General features: G+C 42.6%; 24 protein-coding genes and 2 tRNA genes. 10 read left to right on the top strand and 16 right to left on the bottom strand.

The annotated features are described in order from the left end of the window. Nucleotides 1-3: 3 nt before the first annotated feature. The 5 genes from EGM47_RS06110 to EGM47_RS06090 all read right to left on the bottom strand — a co-directional run bounded on the left by EGM47_RS06110 (nucleotide 4) and on the right by EGM47_RS06090 (nucleotide 4,038). On the bottom strand, nucleotides 4-1,233 hold the full coding sequence (locus EGM47_RS06110) for a permease (RefSeq protein ID WP_124979899.1): 1,230 nt from the start codon (nucleotides 1,231-1,233) through the stop codon (nucleotides 4-6). Between the two features lie 3 nt (nucleotides 1,234-1,236). Beyond that, nucleotides 1,237-2,127 carry an NHL repeat-containing protein gene (locus EGM47_RS06105; RefSeq protein WP_240642303.1) on the bottom strand — a complete coding sequence of 297 codons (891 nt, stop codon included), beginning with the start codon at nucleotides 2,125-2,127 and terminating at the stop codon, nucleotides 1,237-1,239. Further along, entirely contained in the window at nucleotides 2,127-2,756 is a 630-nt protein-coding gene (locus EGM47_RS06100) for a heavy-metal-associated domain-containing protein (RefSeq protein ID WP_124979898.1), read from the bottom strand. Before EGM47_RS06100 ends, EGM47_RS06105 begins: the two co-directional genes overlap by 1 nt. Nucleotides 2,757-2,798: 42 nt before the next feature. Further along, nucleotides 2,799-3,563: a hypothetical protein gene (locus tag EGM47_RS06095; protein WP_124979897.1), complete on the bottom strand. Its 765-nt coding sequence runs from the start codon at nucleotides 3,561-3,563 to the stop codon at nucleotides 2,799-2,801. 64 nt (nucleotides 3,564-3,627) lie between these two features. Beyond that, nucleotides 3,628-4,038, bottom strand: coding sequence for an HYC_CC_PP family protein (locus tag EGM47_RS06090; protein ID WP_124979896.1), 411 nt, complete (start codon nucleotides 4,036-4,038; stop codon nucleotides 3,628-3,630). A gap of 409 nt (nucleotides 4,039-4,447) precedes the next feature. Here EGM47_RS06090 and EGM47_RS06085 point away from each other — a divergent pair, with 409 nt between their 5' ends. Next, entirely contained in the window at nucleotides 4,448-5,113 is a 666-nt protein-coding gene (locus EGM47_RS06085) for a hypothetical protein (protein ID WP_124979895.1), read from the top strand. 92 nt (nucleotides 5,114-5,205) lie between these two features. On the opposite strand, the gene EGM47_RS06080 is transcribed toward EGM47_RS06085, so the two are convergent. Together EGM47_RS06080 and EGM47_RS06075 are read right to left on the bottom strand one after the other, a co-directional pair. Next, complete coding sequence (locus EGM47_RS06080; protein ID WP_124979894.1) at nucleotides 5,206-6,159, bottom strand: transketolase family protein; 954 nt, start codon at nucleotides 6,157-6,159, stop codon at nucleotides 5,206-5,208. A 31-nt stretch (nucleotides 6,160-6,190) separates the two neighbouring features. Further along, complete coding sequence (locus EGM47_RS06075) at nucleotides 6,191-7,042, bottom strand: transketolase (protein ID WP_262707060.1); 852 nt, start codon at nucleotides 7,040-7,042, stop codon at nucleotides 6,191-6,193. A 244-nt stretch (nucleotides 7,043-7,286) separates the two neighbouring features. On the opposite strand from EGM47_RS06075, the gene tgt reads away from it, so the two are divergent. From tgt to EGM47_RS06045, 6 genes are all read left to right on the top strand, one after another. Next, nucleotides 7,287-8,417, top strand: coding sequence for a tRNA guanosine(34) transglycosylase Tgt (gene tgt, locus EGM47_RS06070; protein ID WP_124979892.1), 1,131 nt, complete (start codon nucleotides 7,287-7,289; stop codon nucleotides 8,415-8,417). Then, nucleotides 8,417-9,487, top strand: coding sequence for an LptF/LptG family permease (locus EGM47_RS06065; RefSeq protein WP_124979891.1), 1,071 nt, complete (start codon nucleotides 8,417-8,419; stop codon nucleotides 9,485-9,487). Before tgt ends, EGM47_RS06065 begins: the two co-directional genes overlap by 1 nt. Continuing rightward, complete coding sequence (locus tag EGM47_RS06060; RefSeq protein ID WP_124979890.1) at nucleotides 9,474-10,397, top strand: DMT family transporter; 924 nt, start codon at nucleotides 9,474-9,476, stop codon at nucleotides 10,395-10,397. The genes EGM47_RS06065 and EGM47_RS06060 overlap by 14 nt, the downstream gene beginning before the upstream one ends. A 106-nt stretch (nucleotides 10,398-10,503) precedes the next feature. Further along, nucleotides 10,504-11,457 (top strand): acetyl-CoA carboxylase carboxyltransferase subunit alpha, encoded by a 954-nt coding sequence (locus EGM47_RS06055; protein ID WP_124979889.1) that lies wholly within the window; start codon nucleotides 10,504-10,506, stop codon nucleotides 11,455-11,457. A 335-nt stretch (nucleotides 11,458-11,792) separates the two neighbouring features. Further along, nucleotides 11,793-13,334 carry a replicative DNA helicase gene (dnaB, locus tag EGM47_RS06050; RefSeq protein ID WP_124979888.1) on the top strand — a complete coding sequence of 514 codons (1,542 nt, stop codon included), beginning with the start codon at nucleotides 11,793-11,795 and terminating at the stop codon, nucleotides 13,332-13,334. A gap of 237 nt (nucleotides 13,335-13,571) precedes the next feature. Next, complete coding sequence (locus EGM47_RS06045; protein WP_124980342.1) at nucleotides 13,572-14,756, top strand: asparagine synthetase B; 1,185 nt, start codon at nucleotides 13,572-13,574, stop codon at nucleotides 14,754-14,756. 62 nt (nucleotides 14,757-14,818) lie between these two features. On the opposite strand, the gene EGM47_RS06040 is transcribed toward EGM47_RS06045, so the two are convergent. From EGM47_RS06040 to EGM47_RS06030, 3 genes are read right to left on the bottom strand one after another with little or no spacing between them, the layout of a single operon-like run. After that, on the bottom strand, nucleotides 14,819-15,259 hold the full coding sequence (locus tag EGM47_RS06040) for a hypothetical protein (RefSeq protein WP_124979887.1): 441 nt from the start codon (nucleotides 15,257-15,259) through the stop codon (nucleotides 14,819-14,821). Then, nucleotides 15,249-16,142 carry a mechanosensitive ion channel family protein gene (locus tag EGM47_RS06035; RefSeq protein ID WP_124979886.1) on the bottom strand — a complete coding sequence of 298 codons (894 nt, stop codon included), beginning with the start codon at nucleotides 16,140-16,142 and terminating at the stop codon, nucleotides 15,249-15,251. Before EGM47_RS06035 ends, EGM47_RS06040 begins: the two co-directional genes overlap by 11 nt. 11 nt (nucleotides 16,143-16,153) lie before the next feature. Further along, nucleotides 16,154-17,959, bottom strand: a complete 1,806-nt coding sequence (locus EGM47_RS06030) for an SLC13 family permease (protein WP_124979885.1) — start codon at nucleotides 17,957-17,959, stop codon at nucleotides 16,154-16,156. Nucleotides 17,960-18,196: 237 nt separating this feature from the next. On the opposite strand from EGM47_RS06030, the gene EGM47_RS16580 reads away from it, so the two are divergent. Both EGM47_RS16580 and EGM47_RS06025 read left to right on the top strand, forming a co-directional pair. Next, nucleotides 18,197-18,322 carry a hypothetical protein gene (locus tag EGM47_RS16580; RefSeq protein ID WP_262707057.1) on the top strand — a complete coding sequence of 42 codons (126 nt, stop codon included), beginning with the start codon at nucleotides 18,197-18,199 and terminating at the stop codon, nucleotides 18,320-18,322. Between the two features lie 39 nt (nucleotides 18,323-18,361). Next, entirely contained in the window at nucleotides 18,362-18,835 is a 474-nt protein-coding gene (locus EGM47_RS06025; protein WP_124979884.1) for a ferritin-like domain-containing protein, read from the top strand. An 87-nt stretch (nucleotides 18,836-18,922) separates the two neighbouring features. Here the strand turns inward: EGM47_RS06025 and EGM47_RS06020 are convergent. Both EGM47_RS06020 and EGM47_RS06015 read right to left on the bottom strand, forming a co-directional pair. Beyond that, nucleotides 18,923-18,994 (bottom strand) — tRNA-Arg (locus EGM47_RS06020). A gap of 104 nt (nucleotides 18,995-19,098) precedes the next feature. Then, a complete protein-coding gene (locus EGM47_RS06015; RefSeq protein ID WP_124979883.1) occupies nucleotides 19,099-20,373 on the bottom strand; it encodes a M20 metallopeptidase family protein in 1,275 nt (424 codons plus the stop codon). A 482-nt stretch (nucleotides 20,374-20,855) separates the two neighbouring features. Between EGM47_RS06015 and EGM47_RS06010 the strand changes: the two genes are divergently transcribed. Continuing rightward, nucleotides 20,856-23,813, top strand: a complete 2,958-nt coding sequence (locus EGM47_RS06010; protein WP_124979882.1) for a S8 family serine peptidase — start codon at nucleotides 20,856-20,858, stop codon at nucleotides 23,811-23,813. 1,325 nt (nucleotides 23,814-25,138) lie between these two features. Here the strand turns inward: EGM47_RS06010 and EGM47_RS06005 are convergent. The 4 genes from EGM47_RS06005 to EGM47_RS05995 all read right to left on the bottom strand — a co-directional run bounded on the left by EGM47_RS06005 (nucleotide 25,139) and on the right by EGM47_RS05995 (nucleotide 26,620). Then, nucleotides 25,139-25,223 (bottom strand) — tRNA-Ser (locus EGM47_RS06005). A gap of 105 nt (nucleotides 25,224-25,328) precedes the next feature. After that, on the bottom strand, nucleotides 25,329-25,487 hold the full coding sequence (locus EGM47_RS16285) for a hypothetical protein (RefSeq protein WP_164510828.1): 159 nt from the start codon (nucleotides 25,485-25,487) through the stop codon (nucleotides 25,329-25,331). Nucleotides 25,488-25,577: 90 nt separating this feature from the next. After that, nucleotides 25,578-26,234, bottom strand: a complete 657-nt coding sequence (locus EGM47_RS06000; protein ID WP_124979881.1) for a SanA/YdcF family protein — start codon at nucleotides 26,232-26,234, stop codon at nucleotides 25,578-25,580. Continuing rightward, complete coding sequence (locus EGM47_RS05995; protein WP_124979880.1) at nucleotides 26,234-26,620, bottom strand: acyl-CoA thioesterase; 387 nt, start codon at nucleotides 26,618-26,620, stop codon at nucleotides 26,234-26,236. The genes EGM47_RS06000 and EGM47_RS05995 overlap by 1 nt, the downstream gene beginning before the upstream one ends. Nucleotides 26,621-26,627: the final 7 nt, after the last annotated feature.

Raw genomic sequence — 26,627 nt, 5'->3', positions numbered from 1 at the left:
GAGTTATAAGATTAAAAATTGGACGATCAGTCCGCTGGAAATCCAAACCAACCCCAATATTGCCAATACGGACATTATACGCTCCAGAAGCCGACTTTTAGGCGCCATGGCTGCCATTGAATGTTTGACTTCGGTTTTTTTCCAAAATCCCAGATAGATCAAATAACCTGAGATAGCCAAAAAGACCAGATTTAAATAGAAAGTGTAATCGATCTTAAAGAATGAACGTTCGGAGATGTTGACTTGACCTGGATCGGGTAACATCTCTAACCAATTCAATGAATAATGCAGGCTCAGTGACGCAACAATCAGTGCACTGAACAATAGGAACAGGATAAACAAGGACATCTTCCAGCCGTAATATCTCGCATTGATCCGCAATACTGGGAATACAACCAGATCACTAAAGATAAATGCCATAACTCCGGCAAAACTTACTCCCTTACCAAACAACAAGGCCGCCAACGGAATGTTACCCATACTTCCAATAAAGGTGAGAAAAGCGGCCACCGGGCCAATCACCACGTGCTGTAGGGTTTCAGCAAAACTAAAATCCTCACTTCCTTCTCCCGTATTGATAAATAAGGTTTCAAAAAATGCGTCTGGTACAAAGGAAGAGATGATCCCAGCGATAACAAAACCTACCACCACATCTTTCCATACCATTTGCCATTCCATCTTGTATTGACGGGCTACTTTGACCCAGTGTTCCTCACTGCTTATTTTTTCCTGCCAATTTTCCTCCTTATCACTGCCTTCTTGCTTTTCTTCATCGTTTAAAGTTTCCCTGGCCGCTTGAATCATTTTTCTTGGATTCAATATTTTGATGAGCAACCAGCTGATTAAGATCAGGAGGATTCCTCCAACGTATTCCCCTACCACAAACTGCCATCCAAGAAAAATAGAAATTACAATCCCCAATTCAATCACAAGATTAGTGGATGCTAATAGGAAGGCAATGGAGGCCACAAAACTGGCTCCTTTTTTAAATAATGACTTGGTGGAGGCTAAAGCTGCAAAGCTGCACGAACTACTGATAAAGCCAAAAAAAGTACCCAGCAAGACGCCTTTTTTGGTATCTCCGTCCATGTATTTTCGCATGCGTTTTTGGGTCACAAATACCTGAATCATGCTACTCACGACATAGCCCAGAACAAATGCCCATAGGGCCATCCAGAAAAAACCTGCTGTTGTGTAGGCCGCCTGGCCCCATTGTTCCAGAAAACCTTCCATCTTTTATTCTTTTTCCAAAGGCTTTCTTTTATATCGCACCAATTCTCCTTTGCGATAGTTGGTGATGAGAAGTTGGTCACCGGAAGCGATCATGTCCGTGGGTTTGTCCACACCAGTTTCCAAGACCTGCTTGAGTTGGTAATCCATCCCAAACACCATGATCCGATCATTTTCAAAATCAGTCATAAAGATCTCCTCGTCGGTCACGTATATTCCTGTAGCTGCGTTCATGTTTTGATCCTCCCCAAATGCAGCCAATGGTTTTCCAGTTTTGTCAAATACTTGTCCGCGATTATTGTAGGCATCAGCGACATAAATATACTCATCTGTTATTTGTACGTCGGTAGGATAATAAAAATCACCCATGGCTTTACCTTCTTTTCCAAAACTTGTCCATTCATTTCCATTATAATACAATATCCTATTGGTGTAGAAGTCGGCTATGGCCAGTTCATCATTATATACACTTACACCTGCAGGCGCATCCAAAGAATCTTGAAGAACCAAATAGGATTTGCGATTGTCCCTGGTCACGGCAATGGAATCCTTACCGTATTCTGGAATAAATAGTGCTCTCTCTTTTAGTAGAGAAATGCTCATGTTTTCAGAAATCTCCATGTTGGCCTCTCCAAAATCAATGTGCATAGGTCGATCGTAGCCTTCCATTTCCATCAGGATCTCTCCCTCACTGCTTAGCTTTACGATCCGATTGTGATCACCATCACTCAGGAAAATATCGTTCCCATCCAGGGCGATTCCGATGGGGTTGATGCCTTTCAGCTCTATGTTTTCCTGATGTTCCCATACTGTAGCTACTTCCTCTTTTTCCTCACAAGCAACCATCCCCATAAAAAAGAGGACTACCAGACTCAAATATCTTAATGGCATATTCATTACTTGGTTCTTTTATAATGACAACAAGCAGGAAGTGCATCGTATACCGACTCATCTGCACGGACAGTTTTGGTATCGTGTCCAACATTAGCGGTAGCGGCAGCTACTTGCTTTTCACTTGTCACATCGGCATCATGTGTAACTTTCAACATCTTGCTGTCCACATCCCAAGATACTTGTTGTACACCTGGAAGATCGCTGACAGCTTTTTCTATACGTGCTTTACACATACCACATTTACCATTGACAAAAAGCGTCGAATGGGCCAAATTGTCTTTATTGACCATGGCTTTATCAACGGCGTTAGTTTCTACAGATCCGTCAGCTCTGGTGATTGTCGCTTCATTAGGGGTGTAACCCGCCTTTTCTACCTGGGTTAATACAGCTTCCATTTTTAGGTTTTTTTCACTGGGGTAATCAAAGGAGAAGTCTCCAGATTCGATTTGAATTTCGACATTTTTGATGCCTTTAAATTCCTTGAATTTCTTTTCGAGTCCGTAGGCACAAAAAGGGCAGCCTAATCCGTCTACCTGGATTTCAAAGTGGTCTAGATTATTGTTTTGTGCGTCCGCTTTCGCGAAAGCGGTCAATCCTATAGCTATGGTAATTAAAATGATTATATTTTTCATGATATTGATTTCAAATGAATAATGAGGGCAATTTCTATATTTTTAAAAAGTGTACCGTGTGCCCAGAAAAACGGAATAGTTTAATGCTCTGGTCACAGGAATATCCTGTACCAAAGGTAATTGCAAAGCCAAGTCAAACGTTATATTTTTCCGAGCGTATTGAATACCTTGAGCATAAAGTAATTGATACCAGTTGCGCTCGTGCAACCATGAACTGGTATATTCAAAATAAAGGTTGATTTGTTTGTTAGGGTATTGCGGCTTGAGCAACGGTAGTCCAAACCCTAGCTTTGTACGTAACTCGTCCAATGTGCCGTCTGGCATATGGTTATAGCCGATTTCAGATGAAATTCCGTATTTAAGCGTTTCCAATCCAGCAACCACACCGTAATAGCCAGCATACTTGCCAGTACTTAGTTCCATCAGATCCAATTCTTTTCCTGTAGGCAAACTCTGTAGCGTCTTGGCTACCATACGAAAAGTTTTACCAGTTCCATCTTTGCGATAGAATTGATACTTGCCCAGCAGCTTGATGTCTGCCAGTGCATTACCCTGGTTATCAGATAAATCATAACTTATATAGGGTAGGTGCAGCGCAACAAGACTGTTTGAAGTTGGTAGGTAGTGTAGCATCACTGGAACATATACTGAGGTTCCACGTTCGGTATTTCTTATTTCTGTTAAGGTTTTGGCAGTAAAGCTTTTCCCGCCCAGCATGATAGGTTTATCGCTGGTGATGGGGGGTCCTTGAGGTGTCGCTTTCGCGAAAGCGAATACCACAACAACCAAAAAAATGTAATATTTCATGATATAATATTAAGTTCCTGTATTGATGAATCAGTCCAGCGGACTTCAAAAAAGGGAACTCAATCTAGATCAGTAGAGCCTCATGTAGAATAAATAAATCATCGGGTGGGAGAGGCGGGTCATCCGGGATCTCAAGTTCAGGCGCATCGGTCTTATATTCTTTGAATGAATAAAAACTCCAGGCCAAAGCCTGAATAAAATCCTGATGCTCAAGGTCCAGCTGTTGCCAGGACAATTGTAGCTCGTCCTGACCTTGTATCAATTCGGCCTCGTCGTTACAACAATCTTGGGCAGCCATTTGATCACATCCATGCGCAGTGTTCATCATTTCCATCTGACAGCCAGATGATGGAAGAACGATGGAAACATCTTGTAAGAAGGCACCGCAGAAATGTTTGTGCACACTGAATGAGCTGGTGGACAGTAAGACCAACAAGCACAATACAACAGCGATACCACTTTTAAATGCTTTCATAACTCCTGCAAAATTAAGACAATATACAGATTTTTATATGCAACGACTATTAATTTAGGTTGTTCGTCGGATTCAAATGCCTTTCCAGAGTAAACAATGCTACAACAATGGCAAATTTCAAGCCAGGATATATGAATTAAGTCGTTTTTTACGAGTCTGCTGACGTATTCTCGATCGATCATACTAAGATAGGATAACTATCTATTGATTGCTCAAGCTCATTGTCGCTAAAAGATCTTTAGGATATTCCTAAGTCATAAAGTATTGATTTTGAATTTCGCAACCCTGCACTACAAGCGGCTATATTTTTTCAATTTTCACAAGTTTTAGATGTTGAAATACGCGAAAATTCAAGGCAAAGGCGAGCTAGGCCTATTTACTTTTGAAGTCAATATTAATACTTACACCAATGAAGTACGCTGTTCTTTTATTTTTCATGTCTTGTGTTTCCATCAACGCACAAACCCAAGATTTATCTGCCGATACAGTCGTCCAGGATAGTATAACAACAAGACCTGAACATCTATATGCAGAAGATCTAGCATGGCCGTATATCAAAATAGGAGTAGGCACCTGGTTACCCCAAGGCAAAATGGCCGACTTTCAAGAAACCGCATTCGAATTTGAATTGAGCCTGGAATTTCCGTCGGAGACCAAAAAGAGGTCTTTTGAATTTGGTATTCAATTTATCCCCTTGAACCAGCAGCGCAACTATACAATCAACACTACCGATGGACCGTTTGGGGTTCGCGGAACTTTGATGATGAATGGATTTATGAGGTTCAAGAAATACATGTTCAAATCAAGTAAAGCCCATTTTGAAATGGGGGCTGGCATAGGAATCTCTTCCATATTTCTTGATACGGTGGATGTCCAGGATGAAGATATTCTGGAAGATGAAAATACCAATACCATCCTCTTTATTCCAGGGCTGGCATACCTCTATGAATTTGAGGATGAATCCAAGCTTATATTAGGCATTGACTTGCAGTATAGTCCATACCAACTAGAAGGCTCGCCGATCTCTGAAATTGGAAGTATGGCGGTGATCCCTAAAGTGAGCTATCGTTTTTAGTTCAATCTTCCATTCGGTTCAAATAAAAACCCAAACCAGCACTGATAAATTCCGTCAGTGATAGTTTGGGTTGAGGTATGAATAAAGGCCGATTACTTTCTTGCAATCACCTTTTGGGCTTTAAGCGCTATATTCTTGGCATTCAGTCCGTATTTTTCCAACAGTTGAGCCGGTGTACCACTTTCACCAAAGGTGTCGTTGGTAGCGACAAATTCCTGTGGAGTTGGCTGGTGCAGCGCCAGGGTTCTGGCTACACTTTCTCCTAAACCTCCCAAGTAGTTGTGTTCTTCAGCGGTGACGATGGCACCTGTTTTTTGTACGGATTTGATGATGGCTTGTTCGTCCAGCGGTTTGATCGTGTGGATGTTGATCACCTCGGCGCTGATACCCTTTTCATGCAACTCTTTGGCGGCCTCAAGGGCTTCCCACACCAAGTGTCCGGTGGCCACGATAGTCACATCTTTTCCTTCTTGTAAGTGGACAGCTTTACCGATCTGGAATTCACCATTTTCGGGCGTAAAGTTGGCTACCTTGGGACGACCGAATCTCAAATAAACTGGTCCATGATGCTGGGCAACGGCCAGGGTGGCAGCTTTGGTCTGATTATAATCACAAGTGTTAATCACCGTCATTCCAGGCAACATCTTCATCAGTCCGATGTCTTCCAGGATTTGGTGGGTTGCGCCATCCTCTCCCAGCGTCAACCCAGAATGAGAGGCACAAATTTTTACATTTTTATCAGAATAGGCGATACTTTGTCGGATTTGGTCATACACGCGACCTGTAGAGAAATTGGCAAAGGTTCCTGTAAATGGAATTTTTCCACCGATGGTCATTCCTGCGGCCATTCCCATCATATTGGCTTCGGCAATTCCAACTTGGAAGAATCGGTTGGGGTGATTCTTGGCAAATTCGTTCATTTTAAGAGAGCCAGTCAAGTCGGCACAAAGCGCTACGACGTTCTCGTTTTTTTGGCCCAATTCTGTAAGGCCTGCGCCAAAACCAGATCTCGTGTCCTTATTTCCTGTATTGGTATATGTTTTCATGTGTAGTACTGCTGAAAAGCAGGTCATTAAATTAGTAATCGCCTAGGGTTTCCGGATTTTGGCTAAGGGCATCGGCCAGTTGCTCATCATTGGGAGCAATACCATGCCAGGCATGTGAACCCATCATAAAGTCCACGCCATGTCCCATCTCTGTATGGAGCAGGATACAAACTGGCTTACCATTCCCAGTCAATTCCACCGCTTCTTGAAGTCCGCTGATTACGGCATCCAGATCATTTCCTTTTTTGACACGTAAGACTTGCCAGCCAAAGGCATCAAACTTTTTACCCAAATCACCCAGGTCAAGCACTTCATCTGTACTACCATCGATTTGTTGTCCGTTCAGGTCAATGGTGGCTATCAGATTGTCTACTTTATTGGCAGCGGCATACATGGCGGCTTCCCAAATCTGTCCCTCTTGAAGTTCGCCATCACCGTGTAGAGAAAATACTAGTTTGCTATCGCCATTAAGTTTTTTGGTAGCTGCGGCACCGATGGCCACACTCATACCTTGACCTAATGAACCGCTGGCAATGCGTATACCAGGCAAACCTTCATGGGTAGTAGGGTGTCCCTGTAGTCTACTGTCCAATTTTCTAAAGGTGTTTAGCTCTTCTACTGGAAAGTAACCAGATCTTGCGAGCACGCTGTAAATCACAGGGGAGATATGGCCGTTGGAAAGGAAAAACAAATCTTCATTTGTTCCATCCATATTGAAGGAAGGATTGTGGTCCATGATTTCGTTGTAGAGCGCCACAAGGAATTCTGTACATCCTAGGGAGCCACCTGGGTGCCCACTGTTGACGGCATGTACCTGCCTTACAATGTCCCGTCTTACCTGCGAGACCAAATCTTTTAAGTGCTGTTTGTCAGCCATTTTGATTTTTTTTGATGATGGTTTCAAAAATAAGGCTATTGCAACGGATCACATGAATTTCAAAAAGGCAGTTATCAACGATTGACCCACTTTTGTGAACAGTTTTTCTTGCGACTTACATCTGATATCGTTCAAGTACCTAAGGTGAACACCTGCAATTAAAACGTCCAATACAAGAAGCAGGATGTTAATTTCAACCTCACGACCTATTAGCTAGGCATCATCAGCATAATAAGTATCTTTGCCGCAGATGAAATTTGATTTATTACAAACTGACGCCCAGAGCCAAGCCAGGGCAGGGACCATACATACAGATCACGGTAGCATCGAGACTCCCATATTTATGCCGGTAGGTACCATTGGTACGGTCAAAGGTGTGCATCAACGCGAACTCAAAGAAGAGGTAAATCCGGATATCATTCTCGGGAATACCTATCACTTGTACCTTAGGCCAGGTACTGAAATCCTGGAGAAAGCCGGTGGTTTACATCAATTCATGAATTGGGACCGCCCTATACTCACGGATTCTGGAGGCTATCAGGTATATTCATTAAGTTCTAACCGCAAGATCAAGGAAGAAGGGGTGAAATTTAAGTCCCATATTGATGGCTCCTACCATTTCTTTACGCCTGAACGTGCCATGGATATCCAACGTAGTATAGGAGCCGATATCATTATGGCCTTTGATGAATGTACGCCTTATCCCTGTGATTATAAGTATGCGAAACGCAGCATGCACATGACCCATAGATGGTTAAAGCGCTGCATTGAACATTTTGATAATACCCCAGATAAATACGGCTATCAGCAAACCCTTTTTCCAATTATTCAGGGAAGTACATATAAGGACCTAAGACGCCAGAGTGCTGAATTTATTGCGGGAACGGACCAAAAGGCAAATGCCATCGGCGGACTCTCGGTCGGTGAGCCAGCAGAAGAAATGTATGCCATGACCGAGGTAGTGACGGAAGTATTGCCCAAAGAAAAACCGCGTTACTTAATGGGAGTGGGCACGCCCATCAATTTATTGGAAAACGTCGCGCTGGGTGTGGATATGTTTGATTGTGTGATGCCTACCAGAAACGGACGCAATGGAATGATATTTACTGCCGAAGGTTCCATCAATATCAAGAATAAAAAATGGGAAGCCGACTTTAGTCCGCTGGATCCGGCAGCTTATGCCTGGGTGGATACAGCCTATTCCAAAGCATATGTTAGACATTTGTTCACCGTCAATGAAATGCTGGGAAGACAAATTTGCACGATACACAATCTTTCCTTCTATTTGTGGTTAATGAGAGAAGCAAGGAAACATATACTTGCAGGAGACTTCCGAACTTGGAAGGATAAAATGGTCAAACAAATGGATAATCGACTCTAGTGCTCAGCATTCTTGATAAATACATATTAAAACGCTATCTGGGATCGTTTTTCCTATTACTCATGTTGTTCCTGCCTATCATGGTGACGGTTCATATTGCCGAAAAAATTGGAAAAATACTGAGCAAAGACGTCCCGACCAATGAAGTGCTGCTGTATCTGGTGGATTTCACGGTGTATTTTTCCAACTTTTTGTTTCCGCTCTTTCTGTTTATTTCTACCATGTTTTTCACCTCAAAACTGGCCATGAATACAGAAGTCATCGCGTTCTTGAGTTCAGGGGTTTCTTTCAATAGATTCTTAAGGCCTTATGTGATAGGCGCGACCCTTGTTTGTGCTTTGGCCCTGGTGTTTAGTGCGGTATTTGTGCCGAATGCAGCTTCTGGTTTTAACGAGTTCCAATACAAGTATTTTAAGCGAGGAACAGATAAACAAACCACTAATGTATTCCGGCAGATTAACGACAATGATTTTGTGTATGTGAGTAATTATCAGCCCAGCAGGCAAACGGGTTTTGATTTTACCCTAGAGCATTTTGAAGGCAACGAGATGAAGTTCAAGATCTATGCACGCCGTATCGAATTCCAGGACAGTACTTATATTCTAAGTGGGTATAAAAAAAGAATCATCCAGGAGAGTGGTGAAAGATTAGAAACAGAAGCCAAGAAGGATACCTTATTTGATTTTGATATCGACGAACTCACACCCTCTGATTACATTGCCGAGACCTTGCAGTTTTCAGAACTGAACGAATTTATCGCTCTGGAGGAAAAACGTGGAAACTCCAACATGAACCTGTACTATGTCGAAAAATACAAACGTACTTCCATTCCTGTCAGTGCTTTTATTTTTACTCTCATTGCAGTAGCGGTGTCCTCGGTTAAAAAACGCGGTGGGATGGGCGTCAACCTCGCTATAGGTATTGTTATCGCCATGACTTATGTTTTCCTGGACAAGGTTTTTGGAACGATAGCAGAGAAGAGCACTTTTAACCCATGGATTGCAGTTTGGTTTCCCAATATGTTTTTTGCCGTCGTGGCCTTTTTCCTGATCCGCAATGCGAGACGATAGACTACTCAATTATCTACACTTACATTTTATAGTATTTATTTGGGGTTTTACCGCAGTGTTGGGAGCCTTAATCAGTATTGGATCCGTTCCACTCGTTTGGTGGCGCATGTCCATGGCGGTGGTGCTGATTCTGTTGTATTTAAAATGGAAAGCCATTCCTATTGGACCTAAGCGGGATGTATCGCTTTCGCGAAAGCGCATACTTTCTTTTGTATTGGCAGGGTTTGTCATCGCCTTACATTGGGTAACCTTTTTTGGCGCCATTAAGGTGTCCAATGTTTCTATCACCCTGGCCATGATGAGTACCGGAGCCTTTTTTACGGCGGTTCTCGAGCCGTTATTTACCCCTAAAAAATTCGTGGGTTATGAACTGATTTTTGGGTTGGTAATCATTGCAGCGCTTTACTATATTTTTCATGTAGAGGGCGATTACCTGATGGGAATGATTTTAGGACTGGTCAGTGCATTGCTCAGTGCAATATTTTCCATCATGAATGTAAGTTGGGCCAAAGCACACCCTCCCTCAGTGATTTCTTTCTACGAACTATTGGGCGGTGTAGGCTTGCTCAGTATCTACTTTTTGTTTCAACCAGGTGAGTTTGTGCTGCCGGCAAAATTGTTGGTGATGGACTGGGTTTGGTTAGGCGTGCTGGCCTCGGTTTGCACGGCTTATGCATTTATTGCCAGTGTTAAAGTCATGAAATTTTTGAGTGCCTACACTGTCATGCTTACCATCAACCTTGAGCCGGTCTACGGAATTATTCTGGCTTTTTTGATTCTGGGAGATGTCGAACAAATGACGCCTCAGTTTTATGTGGGTGCCGGAGTTATACTGACGGTCATACTTACCAATGGTATTTTAAAAAACAGACGTCGAAAAAAATCGCAAAGTGAATTGGAGAAAGAGTAGGTGATTATTTTCAATTTGCTATTTTCATGAGCAAATAGAAAAGAAATGTCTTATTTGGGTTGAAGGCATATGCTTATATTTGTGCACCCAAAAACAGATTCCCTCTATGGAATATTTAGATTTTGAATTACCGATCAAGGAACTGGAGGAAAAATACCAGCAAACCTTAAAAATAGGCGCTGAAAGTGATGTTGATGTAAGCGCGACCATCAAACAGATTGAAAAAAAGCTAAAAGCTACCCGAAAGGATATCTACAAAAATCTTACAGCATGGCAGCGGGTTCAGATGTCCCGTCATCCTAATCGTCCGTATACTTTAGACTACATCAAAGCCATTTGTGGCGATACCTGGCTGGAGTTGCACGGTGACCGCAATGTCAAAGACGATAAGGCTATGATTGGTGGTTTAGGAAAAATAGGTGATCAGAGCTTTATGTTCATTGGTCAACAAAAAGGTTACAACACCAAGACGCGTCAGTATCGCAATTTTGGTATGGCCAATCCAGAAGGCTATCGCAAAGCGCTGAGATTGATGAAAAGTGCCGAGAAGTTTGGTATTCCTGTAGTTACTCTAATCGATACGCCAGGTGCATACCCGGGATTAGAGGCCGAGGAGCGCGGCCAAGGTGAAGCTATCGCCCGCAATATTTTAGAAATGACCAGGCTCAAGGTACCTATCATTGTCATGATCATTGGTGAAGGAGCCAGTGGTGGTGCTTTGGGAATTGGTGTTGGAGATCGGGTGGTCATGCTGGAAAATACCTGGTATTCTGTTATTTCACCAGAATCATGTTCGTCCATCCTTTGGAGAAGCTGGGAGTACAAAGAACAAGCCGCCGAAGCCCTGAAACTTACCGCAGCCGATATGAAGAAACTTAAATTGGTTGATGAAATCCTGCGCGAGCCAGAAGGAGGTGCACACAAAGATCGTGAAGCTACTTTTCAATACGTCTCCGACTGTATTTTGAGACATTATGATGATCTCAAGGAACTTTCTGCCGACGAGTTGGTGGAACAGCGCATGGACAAGTATTCTCGAATGGGAACCTTTAAGAGCTAATTCGTTAACGATATTCATAAGATACCGCAAGACGCAACGTCTTGCGGTATTTTTTTTGACCTGTCCTTCTCCACCAAATGCCTGCGTTAAAGTGGTTCAGGTTTTGTCGCAACGAATTCGTTCTTTGCCAGAATGTCACACTTAAATCAATTTATCAACGTTTATGATTAAGCCAGGTGAATTGAGGTTTTTTATAGGATCAGGGGCAATAGAGAGCTTCACAAAAAATCTGGGCTTTTACACAGGTTGTCAACACAAAAAAATGCATGATTGTTGATGACCTTATCATAAGCTATTCTTAATCAAACCTATTTAAAGTCCTACTTTTGCTTCCTATGGAAAAAATTCAGACCCGTCCTTCCCAAGTCACTGGCAACAGTCCAGTTATCTCCCTAGAAAAGGGGAAGATCCCGCCTCAAGCGGTTGATCTTGAGAAGGTTGTGTTGGGAGCCTTGATGATAGATGGAAAAGGTGTAGATGAGGTTATTGATCTGCTGTCCAACGAAGTCTTCTACCAAAAAAATCATCAGCTCATTTTTGAGGCCATCGATATTTTATTTAAAGAAGGGAATCCCATTGACTTATTAACCGTCAGCGCCCAATTGCGCAAGATGGAGAAATTGGAAGCTGCTGGTGGAGATCATTATTTGGTCCAATTATCACAATTGGTAAGTTCGACGGCGCACATTGAATTCCATGCACGGATCATTCTTCAGAAATTTATACAGCGCAGCCTCATTAAAATTTCTACCGAAATCATCAACGATTCCTATGACGAATCCACCGATGTTTTTGACCTGTTGGACAAAGCTGAATCCAAGCTTTATGAAGTAACCCAGGGAAATATTAGAAAGAGTACCGAGACAGCGATGGATCTGGTACGTCAGGCCAAGGAACGTATTGAGGAAATCGCCAATAGGGATGGACTGAGTGGAATCCCCACCGGCTTTACGGATTTGGATCGATTGACCAGTGGTTGGCAACCTTCTGATTTGATTATTATCGCAGCCCGACCAGGTATGGGTAAAACCGCCTTTACCTTGTCTATGGCGCGTAACATCGCTGTGGGAAGCAATATCCCAGTGGCCTTCTTTTCTCTGGAGATGAGTTCGGTTCAGCTCATTACCCGATTGATCTCCTCAGAGACCGGATTGAGTTCTGAAAAGCTGCGTACTGGTAAACTGGAACCTTTTGAATGGGAGCAATTGAACGTTAAGGTTAAGGACCTGGAGCGTGCGCCAATTTTTATTGATGATACACCGTCCCTTTCCATTTTTGACCTGCGGGCCAAGTGTAGACGCCTCGCTTCCCAATACGGTATCAAACTGATCATGATTGATTACTTGCAGTTGATGACTGCACAAACCAACAATAAAGGCGGGAATCGTGAGCAGGAGATATCTACGATTTCAAGAAACCTAAAAGCCTTGGCCAAGGAATTAAATGTCCCGGTCATTGCGCTTTCACAGTTGTCTCGTGCGGTGGAATCCCGTGGAGGCTCCAAGCGACCTTTACTATCTGACCTGAGGGAATCTGGAGCGATCGAGCAGGATGCCGATATCGTTTCCTTTATCTACCGTCCTGAATATTACGGACTCGAAGAATGGGATGATGATGACCGCAGTCCGACTAAAGATCAGGGAGAATTTATAGTTGCCAAACACCGTAATGGAGCCACAGATTCCATCCGACTCAAATTCTTAGGTCAATTCGGTAAATTTGACAACCTTGATCAATTTTTTGGTGCGCCTGAAGAATTTGGTTCAAAGATGAACGCGGCCAATGATGATACCTTCAAGCCAGATGCCTTTGATACCCCCAAGGCGGGTAACCCTGACGATGCTTTTGGCATTCCTGACGATGACATGCCTTTCTAATCTGGGCTTATATTTGGAACGTGATTTGATAAGCTTCTGCTGTTGAATGCTTATATTGATGGCCGGTTGAAAAAATGACCCGTGGTTTTTCCGCTTTCGCGAAAGCGATATACCACCTGCCATGATTGAACAATAGAAAGCCTTAGAATGAGATCAAATATGAAGAAATTACTTCTTTTTTGTTGTGCCTTATGCTTTATGTACACTGGCGCGGCGGCACAATACCTACTGGTTCCTATGGATGCAGAAAGTCAGGCAGACCATTTGAAGGCTTACGGTATTTCCTATTGGGTATTGTCCAAAGGAACCAAAGTGAAATGGCTGCTGAATTACCGTGGAGGTTCATTCCTGATGCCAGATGTTGAAGAAATTCAACGCGAACTCACCATCAGAGGTGTGAGTTATGAATCATTGAATGAGTCTGAAGTAAGCTCTATCCTGGAATTGGTTGCCAGTCCTTCTCAAAATATGCAGGAGGTATTGCTGGAAAAAGCACCAAAAATTGCGGTATATACACCAACCGGTAAGTTGCCTTGGGATGATGCGGTGACCATGGTCCTGACTTACGCCGAAATTCCCTATGAAAAGGTATATGATGAAGAAGTGCTGAACGATGAGTTGTTACTCTATGATTGGTTGCACCTGCATCACGAGGATTTTACCGGTCAATACGGTAAGTTTTACCGTAGTTTTAGAACAGCACCTTGGTATATCCAGGAAAAAAAGGAGGCCGAAGAACTGGCCGCCCGATTGGGCTACGATAAAGTCAGTGAGGCCAAAAGAGATGTAGCCTTGAAAATCCGCGATTATGTCGTGGGCGGCGGATTCATGTTTGCGATGTGCAGTGCTACCGATAGTTTTGATATTGCCCTTAGTGCAGAGGGAGTGGATATCTGTGAACCCATGTTTGACGGTGATGCCAGTGATCCAGGGTATCAAAACAAGATAGATTACAATCGGACCTTTGCTTTTACTGATTTCACCTTGGAGCGATCGCCAATGGTATATGAGTTTAGCTCTATTGATATGACGCAAAAGCGTAAGATCAAAAGGGAACTTGATTATTTCTCGCTGATGGACTTTAGTGCCAAATGGGACCCAATTCCTACCATGCTCAATCAGAATCACACCAGCCTGGTCAAGGGTTTTATGGGGCAGACCACAAGTTATGATCGCAACGAAGTCAAGAAGAATGTGTTGGTACTGGGAGAAAACAAAACCAATCGTGAGGCCAAATACATTCACGGGATACGCGGTAAAGGCTTCTTTACTTTTTATGGCGGCCACGACCCAGAGGATTATCAACACCGTGTAGGTGACCCGCCTACAGAACTGAGCCTGCATCCTAACTCACCAGGGTACCGATTGATATTGAACAACGTACTCTTTCCAGCTGCACGCAAAAAGAAACAGAAGACCTAAGAGACTTCATTTCATTGGGTTAAAAAGCGCTCAAGCATTGATTGTAGCGTCTTGACTAAGGCTTATAAATTACGGAGATTCCTTTCCTGTTGCGACAACAACTGGTTGAGTCCGGCAATATACTGGCGTTCATTTTCATTGGAATGAAGTTCCTCCAGCATGGTCAGTTGATGTTGAAGTTTTTCCAGGCGTTGGTGTCCCATACGTATGAGGTCTCCTCGAGTTTCAATGCCCAGGGAAATCTTGATGTCGGTCCAGCCCATTTGCAAGCCATTGACTAGACTACCATCCGTATCAAATTTAGCATCCGGGTCGATTTGTTTGAGGCTGGCAACGATCTCGATAGAAATCTTACGACAAACATTTGCACAACCTAAAAAGGCAAAGGTGACTTCTTCAAGATCTGTCCATGCCGAACTCCGGGAGTAAAAATAATAGGCGTCCGTCAGTTGGGTCAACAAGTCCTGGAAGTGTTTTTTGATAAGTGATCTTTCATTTTCCATCATCCGTATTTTTGATCTCTATTGAGGGGTTAGGAGGCAGATCCAAGGTTCTGATAGGGAACGGGATAGTAATATTGTGTTCTGAAAACAGATCATTGATGAGCAGGATAGCGTGATCCTGTGCTTCATACATCTGGCTCTTTTTGACAAAATCGATCCAAAACCTGACCATAAAATCTATGGAACTGTCATTAAATGTAGTAAAATAGAATTGGACTTGTTCACCAGGTTGCGGCGGAAAGTCTGCCGTAATCGCGTCGGTCACCAATTTTTTGACCAGACGTAGGTCTGTTCCATATGCCACACCACAAGTAACAGCCACCCTTCCTCTGGTTTGCAGGGAGTAGTTGATAAATGGTTCTTCGATAAATTTTGAATTGGGCATGATGACATAATGGTTGTCGGGTCGGCGCAGGACCAGGTTGCGCAAACTGATCTCGTGAACAAAACCAGCATGATCTTCGGTTTCAATATAATCTCCTATTTTGATACGTGGCATAAAGGAGAGCATGACGCCAGAGAAGGTGTTGGATAATGTACCTTGAAGGGCAAGACCTATTGCTAGAGCCACCACACCAGCTCCAGCCAGTAAAGAGGTAAGTGCTTTGTCCAGGTCCAGCACACCCAGCGCTATGAATCCGCCGGCACAGAGTATGAGTAGGAAAAGCATTTTGGACAGGATGCGGCGCACCGATCTGTTTTTCATTTTCTTTCGCAACAGATTTAAAAGCAGCTTACTAAAAAGTCTGGCAAAGAAATAACTGATGACGATTACTATAATAGCGACAGCCAGGTTGGGTAACCTGAGGATAATCGCATCCCACCAATGTTCCAATTTATTACTGAGGCTGTCCCAGGCCCCATTGTTTTGTTGAACGTCCATACGCAGGTGTTTTAAAGCATGGTAGACAATATCAAGGTTCCCGCTACCCAAAGCAGCAGTGAGAGGAGTCCGCCGATAGTGATAAAGTGTTTGAATTTATAAATCCCAGTTCCATAGATCAAAGTGTTGGTTTGGTAACCTACTGGTGTGAAAAAACTAAAGTTGGCCGCAAACATCACCGCCAGTATAAAAGGTTTTAAATCCAACTGCGAACCCGAGGCAATAGCGATGGCAATTGGCGTCATGATAATGGCCGTGGCATTATTAGAAATAATACCCGACAATAACATCGTACAACCAAAGGTGAGTCCCAAAATAATGATGGGTGATTGATGACTAAACAATTCCAGCAGTTGCGCAGACAACCACTGGTCAGCACCGCTATTATTCATGGCCATTCCCAGGGGTATCATTCCAGCCAGCAAAAAGATAATTTGCCAGTTGACACGGTGATAGATTTGCTGTAAACTAATCAGGTTGAGCAACAACATTACCGCTACACCCGCCAATGATGCGCTGAGTATAGTCAATACACCCGAAGCTGCTGCAGCAATGGTTCCCAAAAGTACATACAGCGCTAGAAACTTTTTAAGGTTGCTTGTTTTGGTCTCATACTCGTGTTGGTTCAGGATGGCAATATTTTCTATATCGTGTAATTGGGCAATCCGTTGTTCCTGCATTTCCAGCAGTAATCTATCCCCAGGCTTGATATTGATATCATCCACGTTCTTACGCAGGAGACGTGCCTTGGTATTGCGCACATTTTTTCTTTTTCGCAAAGCGATGGGATAGGCACCTTTGATACTCATACGTCTTACCTTACGTAAGGTTTTCCCGATCAGGTGGGAACCTGGCAGCACGAGAATTTCGACGTAAGTCATCTCTGCCTCACCTTCCTTCCTACTGAAAGCCTGCAGGTGACTCTTGGAGCGTTCTTCATTAAAAATAAAACCCTCGGTGACGATCAACTCCTGGATATCTTGCAAATCACCCATCAAGACCAAATTGTCATTGGCCTGCAAACTAATGTATTTACCGGGGGAATGAATGACTTTGCCCTCGCGTAACAGTTTAAGTAGGGTAGTGGAGTCGTCTATCAGAAAATCTACATCTGCTATTTTTTTACCGATGACCTTAGCATCCGCGGTTACTTGCAAAGTGAAAATGTAGTCCTCTACTTCGTAATCCTCTTTAAGGAGATCCTCACGTTCCTTGGGCAACCAGTATTGAGCAATACCCATAAACACGACACCTATGGCTAAAAAGCACAATCCATAAAGAGTGAATTCGAAAAAACCCAAACGTTCTGCGCCTAAATTTTGTGAGATGCTGTTGACCAACAGGTTCGTGGAAGTTCCCATCAAGGTACAACTACCGCCAAGGATTCCGGCAAAGGAGATAGGCATTAATATTTTGGCCCGGGAGAAGCCGTATCTATCTGCTAATTGGGAAACGATCTTGATAAATATAATGACTACCGCCGTCGTACTGATAAAGGCAGAAACAGTCGCACTGATCAACATAAATGCTGGAGCGATCAGGATCAGCGGTAACAAAGTCAGTTTTTTAATTCCATCGGTAAGCCACTGTATCACACCATTATCCTCCAGTCCTACTGCCAAAATCATCAGGCACAGTATAGTGATAGTAGCCGGATTAGAGAATCCACTGATGGCTTCTTCTGGAGTAGTGAGGTTGAAAAGTACCAGGAAAGCGATAATCACAAAAGCCACCTTATCGATAGGAAATAGTTCTGTTATAAACAGCACTACAGCGATCAATATGATCGAAAACACCAAAATGATATTGAGGTCCATACTGTGGTTATTGCAGTATTAAATTAAGGATTTAAATGGCCTTGTAACTCTTAAGGCAATGGTAAAGTTTCAGGACAGTGGTCAGTAGAAAACGATGATTTGATACAGTGATGGCCGACTGCAAATTTGTGGGAGTTTTCTTTGGCAAAATATTGGCGACCTGCTGTTAAAGAATATTAATCTTCTGGGGTTCAGCGTGTACAGTGCATATCTTTAAAAGAAAAACAACCCATGAAAATGAAGCGATTCTTTAAGGTATTGACCGTGGCACAATTGGCTTTTCAAGCCTATAACTATTATATGGAACACAAACGCGGTAAACGTGTGAAACGAATTGAAAAAAAGATTGAAGCCAGTCAATAACACAATAATTATTACTTAACTCAAAAAACTAAAATTACTATGGAAACAACTAGAGAAAAAGCCAGACGCATGAGCCAGGAAGAGACAATTGATGCGCTCAATAAATTACTGGAAAAAAACTATGATGCTGAAAACGGATACCGTACGGCCATTAAAGATGCTGATGATTCACGTCTAAAAAATTATTTTGTAGGTCAGGCCGCAGCACGTAGCCAAAATGCTACTGAACTGGATAAAGCCATCCGAGATTTAAACGGCCAACCAGCAGAAAAAGGAAGTACTACCGCAGCCGCCCACCGCATGTGGATGGATATCAAAACTGCTTTTACTGGCAATGATGATGAAGCAATCTTGGAAGAATGTATACGTGGTGATGAAGCTGCTGTTGCAGATTATGAAGAGGTACTGGAAAAAAGTGATTACTTAGGTGGTGCTCAACCTGTATTGGAATATCAGCTGTCTGGAATCAAAAATACCTTGAATAACATCAAAACAATGGAAGATGTGATCTGATAAAAGATCGCTGTCCAGATATAGAAAGCACCGTTTGGTCAATGCACCAAGCGGTGTTTTTTATGGTAGAGATTGTGAAAATAGTTGTAGCCTCGCCAGGAATCGAACCTGGATCTAAAGTTTAGGAAACTTCTATTCTATCCGTTGAACTACGAGGCCATTGGACAAATATAGGTGCAATAGGCTAAACGTAAAATACGCTCACTTACTTTCCTAAGAAGTTTTTTGCTCAGCACCCGAGTTGAGGAATTTCCACCGTGATTTTAGCGTGGAGATCTGGCACGTTTGGCCATCAGCCAGCCAAAAATTTCCACACTTTGCCCGATCACTTTTTCATCAACTTGAAAAAATGGTGCATGAGGCATGGCAATAATGTTTTTTTCAACATCCGTAGCTCCCACAAAAAAGTAAGTGCCAGGTACTTTGTCTAAAAAAAGAGCAAAATCATCACTGCGGCCACCTGGAAAGACACCGCTAAGCTCGAGAGTTTGTTGCGGAAATTGTTGTTGGAGGGTCTCTAGGGCCGCTCTCGTGGTTTCGGGATGATTTTTTAATACATAGGAAACAGGCTCAAAATCGCAGCTCTTGATATAAGTACTCAGTTCCTCATGGTCAAATAGGTTTTGGAGCTGTAGACCAGCGTCGGATAGTGCCGCATCGTCACTAAAACTATAATAGGTGTGTAAAATAGTTTGTTCTCCCTCTTGTTGTGCCCAAATATCGCTTTCGCGAAAGCTATACTTCTGGTAAATACTTTCAGTACCCACGATACCTTTGATCGGATCCTCGAAAGAACTATCCTTGCCAAACATGGTATCTTTTACTGTAGTCAGCGTGCGCATTTGCTCCTTAACGGCGTCAATAATCTTTGGATCTTGGGTATCAAGGCGTACGACAACTTTTTTGTAATGAGCGTACAGTTCGCCTGGTTTTGTAGCTACTATTCCAGTGGGGAAAGGAGTCATATGCAAGGCAAAGAATTCGTCCGGTTGGATCAAGTCCAAGAGTCCGTCGTCCAACATCGCTTTGGCGCCAGTGATATTCTCCTCGGCGGGTTGAAAAACAAAATAATACGTTCCAGAAAGTTGCGCTTTGAGCTGGGTCAGACTATGAGCAATACCTAGGGCAATGGTCGTATGTACGTCATGACCACAAATATGGCGCACTCCTTTATTCACCGATTTAAAGTCCGCCGGATCCTCTTCTAAGTTGGTGCTTAATGCATCTATATCAGCTCGCCATGCAATATGTTTTCCTGGTTTATCAGTTTTTAGGATGCCCACTACACCATATCCACCTACAGCCTCATGAACTTCTAAACCCAAGTCATTCAATAATTTGCTGATCACCGCAGAGGTTCGTTTTTCATTTCCGGCTATTTCGGGATGCTGGTGAAGGTCGCGGCGCAAACTGATCAGTTGGTCTTTGATCAGCGAACTCTCTGTTTTAATCGCTTGTTGAAGTGGTGTAGGCGATACCATATCCTGGGCATAGATCCAGGAAGAACAAATTAAGAATAATATAAGGGAACGTATCAAAGCATTGTGATTTTGAAGGGACGATAAAGTTATTCAGAAAAAATGAATTGAACCTTTTCGTTTTTTGAATCAGAGTTTTCTAGTTAGCGAAAAGATCAGCTCTTGATTGAACTGTGAAACCAAACCAAACGAGCAGTACAAGGTGTTGTTGGAAGCTGTATATACGACGACCTAATGAAATAAGAAACTTAGATATGCCAGAATAAAGATCAAACAGAAGCAGATATCATAAACTAAAAAAACCATTAACAATCACAAAAGTAGGGAAGGTGATTGTTGAAACTAATGTGATCATTTAAAAAAAAAATTGACTCAGAAGAAGTATGAATTTTCCTAGGGAAAATAGGCTGAGCGCAGTTATAACCTACTAAACATCTAGGATTAAAGGGTGAAATTTTTAAGAATTTTTATTTGGTTGAAAAGGAAAAACCCATTTTATTTAACAAATATTTAAAACTATTAACCCTTAAAACAATTTTATTATGAAACAGTTTCTCCCTGGAATTGTGTTTCTTTTTTGTACCGCTCTTGGTTTAGCCCAAACCAGAGAACAAAGAGCTCGATACACTAAAGACTACAATAAGACCAAGCTGAAATCGATGATGGTCAAGTCTGAAAACGCTCATGCTGACCTGATGAAACAGGCCAAGGCCAAAAATGTTGCTGAAACGATAACCACAAAAGATGGTAGAACAGCCTTTTTGAACTCGTTTGACGCAAAAGGAAATCCCCAATATATTGTTAGCTATAACACATCTTCTGAGATTGCTACCAATACTGACGACGTCAAGCCTGGAGGCGCTTTAGGCCTTAATCTTGAAGGCGAAAATATGGTCATGTACATGTGGGATCCCAACCATCCGTGGTTCATCCACCAGGAGTTTTTGGATTCAAATGGGGACTCAAAAATTACAATAGGTGATGATTATACTTTGGCTTTTGCTTTGTTTAAATCAGATGATCATGCTACTCACGTAGCAGGAACTCTTGTAGCGCAGGGAGTACAACCAAGAGTTGAGGGTATGTCCCCAAAGGCTTCTCTGAAGGCTTATGATGCTTTTCTTGATGATCGTGAAGCAGCAGAAGCTGCCCTTGAGGGTATGCTTCTTTCTAATCACAGCTACGGTGCTTATCACTTACAGGGTGGCGACCCTACAGATTTAGGTCGATACAATATAAGAGCACGGGCTTTTGATGAGATTACTTATAATGCCCCCTATTACCTTCCGGTCTTTGCTGCGGGAAATGATGCTCTGGAAGGTGTCAATTCAAATCCAGTGAATGGTCTGACTGATAAAGACCATCTATCAAACCTCACTGTAAGCAAAAACGGTTTAACGGTAGCTGCTGCGTTTCAGTCAATTTTCGGAGACACACCAACTTATCTATCATTTAGTAGTCAAGGACCAACTGACGATCTTAGGATCAAGCCGGATATTGCTGGGCAAGGTGACAGAGTCTATTCTTCTGAGCGTGATAATCCAGCTGATTATGGTTATTCGACAGGAACCTCAATGGCAGCTCCAAACGTTTCAGGTTCTCTGTTATTGGCTCAAGAGCATCATCATAATTTGACTGGTAGTTTTATGCCGGCGGCAACTCTGAAAGGTCTGGCTTTACACACTGCTCGAGATATAGCCCCAGCTGGTCCGGATACGTATACGGGTTGGGGTATGTTGGACATGAAAAAACTAATCGAGACGATGAATAACAATGGAAACTCTACCCTGATTGAAGAGCTTTCAATTCATGAATCTCAAACCTATTCTATTACTGTTAGAGCAAGCAATATTGAAGATCTTATGGCGTCGATCTCTTGGACAGATCAACCTGGATCTGTAGTAGATAGAATTAATGATCCTACACCTGTACTGGTCAATGACCTAGACGTTAGAATCTCTCAAAATGGGCAGGAATTTTTTCCTTACAAACTATCCAGTTTGGGAACTCATGAACGTGGAGATAATGTTGTGGATCCGTTTGAGCGTATAGACATACCCAACGCCTCGGGAGAATATACGATAACGGTCAGTCGTAAACCTAGGCAAACTAATGATCTTCAAAATTTTACATTGATTTTGACAGGTGTTGATCAAGTAGTTTCTCCAGGCGTGCTTTCTGAAGGAATTGTTTCCTTTTTCCCATACGACGAAAGCTTTGAATCCAATAATCCTGGTCTTTGGACACAAAGCCTCCAAGATGATATCGATTGGACGATAACTTCAGGGTCAACCCCCACTGTTGGAACTGGTCCTGATGCAGCTGGACATGGAGAATATTATGCCTTTGTTGAAAGTACGGTGAACAATGGTGGTTCCTATAATCAGCCTCCTTTCAACACTGCGAGTTTGGTGAGTCCGAATATAATCGTGGGGAGTGAGCAGTATGTCAGTGTAAGTTTTTTAGAACATAAAGCTGGGGAAGGCATTCTCGGTCAATTAACGCTCGAAATGGAAATTGCTCCTGGAGCCTACATAGATGTATGGCATGGGAGTCCAATCCCAGTGAGCGATCAATGGGAAAGACATTATGTGGACTTGAGTCCATACATACCAATCGTAAATTCCTCTTTCAAATTGAGATTTAGAAGAATACTGTCCTCTTCCCAAACAGCAGATTGGGCCATTGATGATATCAGAATAGACGTGGGTGCCCGAGCAATCCCGCCAAGTACCAATTATTGTCAGAATGGGAATGCAGCACCTGATAATGAATTTGAATGGATTCAACGGGTATGGGTTCAGTCTCTAGATAACCCTGATGTGGTAAATGAGATCGATAACAGAACTGGTCCTTCAGAAAACGGGTATAGTGATTTTACTGAAGTCCGTGAACTAGATATGACCTTTGCACCTAATCAAGTAACGAGATTCTACATTCAAGGAGGATGGCCGGATAATCAGCCCTATCCAGAGGATTATGCTGTATATATCGATTACAACCGTGACGGAGATTTTGACGACAGCAATGAGTTAGTATTTTTTGCTGCAGAAACTAGTGAAAGAAATCTTATTGAGGATATTACAGTCCCTCAGAATATAGGCTATGGTAGGACACGTATGCGAGTCATTCAATACTTTGGAGTGATTTCTGGGCCCTGTCAAACGGTTAATTATGGGGAGGTTGAAGATTATACAATCACTCTACTTGGTGATGACCCGTTTTCCTTCTATTCTTCAGGATACGGTGCTGACGAGTTGACCCTATCGGGATCTGACCTTAAATTATACCCTAATCCTGTAGGTCAAGAACTGCTCAACCTTGAAGTCCTAAACGGAGAAGGTTCACATCTGGCCATCTATAACACATTAGGACAAGTCGTGATCAAAAGAGATTTCTCTCAACAAATCGAAGTCTCTGAACTAAAGGATGGAGTTTACATCTTGCAGGTGACAACGGCAGATGGTAACACGCTAACTGAACGTTTTATCAAAAAATAGAAATTCAAAACATTTAAGTGCATAAGCCCAATTCAATTTATTGAATTGGGCTTATTTTATTCCCGCTGTTTTAGTTAGTGTCATAGCCTGTACGACTGTGGGTATGACGCATGAGCTACATGGTTGACGACTTGTCAAGATTATTTAGGTGTATTTGGTAACTCCTTTGGTTTTTTATCCACGCTGATCTGAAGACAGATCCAGAGGATATTCTTTTTCTTCTTTTCACGCTAGCTGGGCTTGGCTCGTGGTTTTGAATTGTCCATTCTTATGGAAAAGGATTAACTGTGTTGATCCCAGATAGGTAATCCTTTGCAACCATAGAACTCTTCACTGTGCTTGGGCCCAGTGGGTTTTCTTTTTAACGCCAGTTCGCTTAATCTGGGCTTGGCTCGTGGTTTTGAATTGTCCATTTTTATGGAAAAGGATTACTTGTGTTGATCCCAGATAGGGTTTACTTTGCAACCATAGAACCCTTCACTGTGCTTGCGCCCAGTGGGTTTTCTTTTTAACGCCAGTTCGCTTAAGCTGGGCTTGGCTCGTGGTTTTGAATTGTCCATTTTTATGGAAAAGGATTAACTGTGTTGATCCCAAATGAGGTAATCCTTTGCAAACATAAAACCCTTCACTGTGCTTGCGCCCAGTGGGTTTTCTTTTTGACCCCACTTCGCTCAAGCTGGGGTTGGGTTGTTGTTTTGCGTTGTAAATTTTTATGGAAAAGGATTAACTGTGTTGATCCCAAATGAGGAATCCTTTGCAACCATAGAACCCTTCACTGTGCTTGCGCCCAGTGGGTTTTCTTTTTTACCCCACTTCGCTCAAGCTGGGGTTGGGTTGTTGTTTTGCGTTGTAAATTTTTATGGAAAAGGATTAACTGTGTTGATCCCAAATGAGGAATCCTTTGCAACCATAGAACCCTTCACTGTGCTTGCGCCCAGTGGGTTTTCTTTTTTACCCCACTTCGCTCAAGCTGGGGTTGGGTTGTTGTTTTGCGTTGTAAATTTTTATGGAAAAGGATTAACTGTGTTGATCCCAAATGAGGAATCCTTTGCAAACATAGAACCCTTCACTGTGCTTGCGCCCAGTGGGTTTTCTTTTTGACCCCACTTCGCTCAAGCTGGGCTTGGCTTGTGGTTTTGAATTGTCCATTTTTATAGAGAAGGATTAACTGTGTTGATCCCAAATGAGGTAATCCTTTGCAAACATAAAACCCTTCACTGTGCTTGCGCCCAGTGGGTTTTCTTTTTCACCCCACTTCGCTCAAGCTGGGCTTGGCTCGTGGTGTAAAAAAGAAAACCCGCAACTTCCGTTGCGGGTTCCTTTTGCGGAGAAAGAGGGATTCGAACCCCCGGAGGTGTGACCCTCGCCGGTTTTCAAGACCGGTGCATTCGACCACTCTGCCATTTCTCCAGGTCAATTGCGCTTTTCTCAAAGCGGTTGCAAATATACAACTTTTCAAGATTTAAAGACAGTAGATAAAAAAAATATCTGTCGGCAGACAAATATTCTTTGTTTTTACCCTCCATCTTGCTTGATGGTATCCCTGGGCTGATGGTGTTCCTTCTTGTCCTTGACCTGGTGATTGATGTCTTTTCCGTGGGTGGCTTCCAAATTAATGGCTTGCTCTTTTTTACTGGTTTTTTCTGGATTCGGTGAATCTTTTGTCGTACTCATAAATTATTTTTCTTTAAAATAGTCATTTTATAGAGTCCGCCAGCTGCACTTAACAGCTTTTAACTAGTCCTTGTTAAAGAGTTGACAATCCTAAGGGTCGTGTGAAGGCGAACTATCACCTGTAATCGGAATCACAGTACCGGTGAAAGTGGGCTGCTTCTCAATATTCAATTCCATCCACGCTTTGATATTGGCGAGCCATTCTCTGCGTTTAAAGTGGCTGTTTCCTTCGTAATTATGCTGATCTACCACATATCCATCAATGTTTAAACCTAATTTTTGACCGAGATAGATGGCCCTGGGTAAATGGAATTCTTGGGTGAAAACAATTGCTTCCTCTACCTCAAAGACATCCCTGGCTCTAAACATACTGTCATAGGTATCAAAACCGGCGTGGTCTAGAAAAATATCCTCATTCGGTACGCCTTTTTCATTGAGATAATCCTTCATGGCGTTGACCTCGTCATAATGCTTATCACCATGATCACCACTCAATAGGAATTTTTTGATCTTGTTTTCTTTATAAGCCAGTAAGGCAGCATCCACCCGGTCCTGTAAAATAAGCGACAGACTTTTGTCTGGTCTTACACTGGCACCCAAAACGATCCCGGTGTGGGCAGCCGGTACCTCCTTTATGTTCGTGTAGATATGCGGTCTGGATACTTTTTTTACATGGAGTTGTAATACGAGAATACCAACCACAATAGCAACGACTACAAATACCAGGATGTTGAGAAATCTACGCATTAAATAATAGACGTTGGTTTTTTGTCATCGTCGATAGCGACAAAAGTAAAAGTGCCACCAACGACTTTCTCCCGTGTATAACTGTACATGTCTTCCATATAAATGGTGGTTTCTACTTCGCAGCTGGTTCGGCCTACTTTACTGATCCTGCCTACGAGCTCGATAATGCTTCCTTGCGGAATTGGTTTTTTAAAGTCAATCTTATCCGTACTGATGGTGACCACTTTTTTCCGTGAAAACCTGGTAGCACAAATAAAGGACACTTCATCCATTAAATGTAACGCCGTCCCACCAAATAAAGTATCGTAGTGATTAGTGGTGTTGGGAAAAACAGCTTTAAAGATCCTGGTTTCCGCGTCAGCGATACGTTTGTCGATATCCTTCATTGATTTA

Origin of the sequence: Nonlabens xiamenensis (assembly GCF_003865345.1) — a bacterium.
GTDB lineage: Bacteria > Bacteroidota > Bacteroidia > Flavobacteriales > Flavobacteriaceae > Nonlabens > Nonlabens xiamenensis.
Note: the sequence above shows the minus strand (reverse complement) of the source record. Positions and strands in the feature narration are given on the sequence as shown.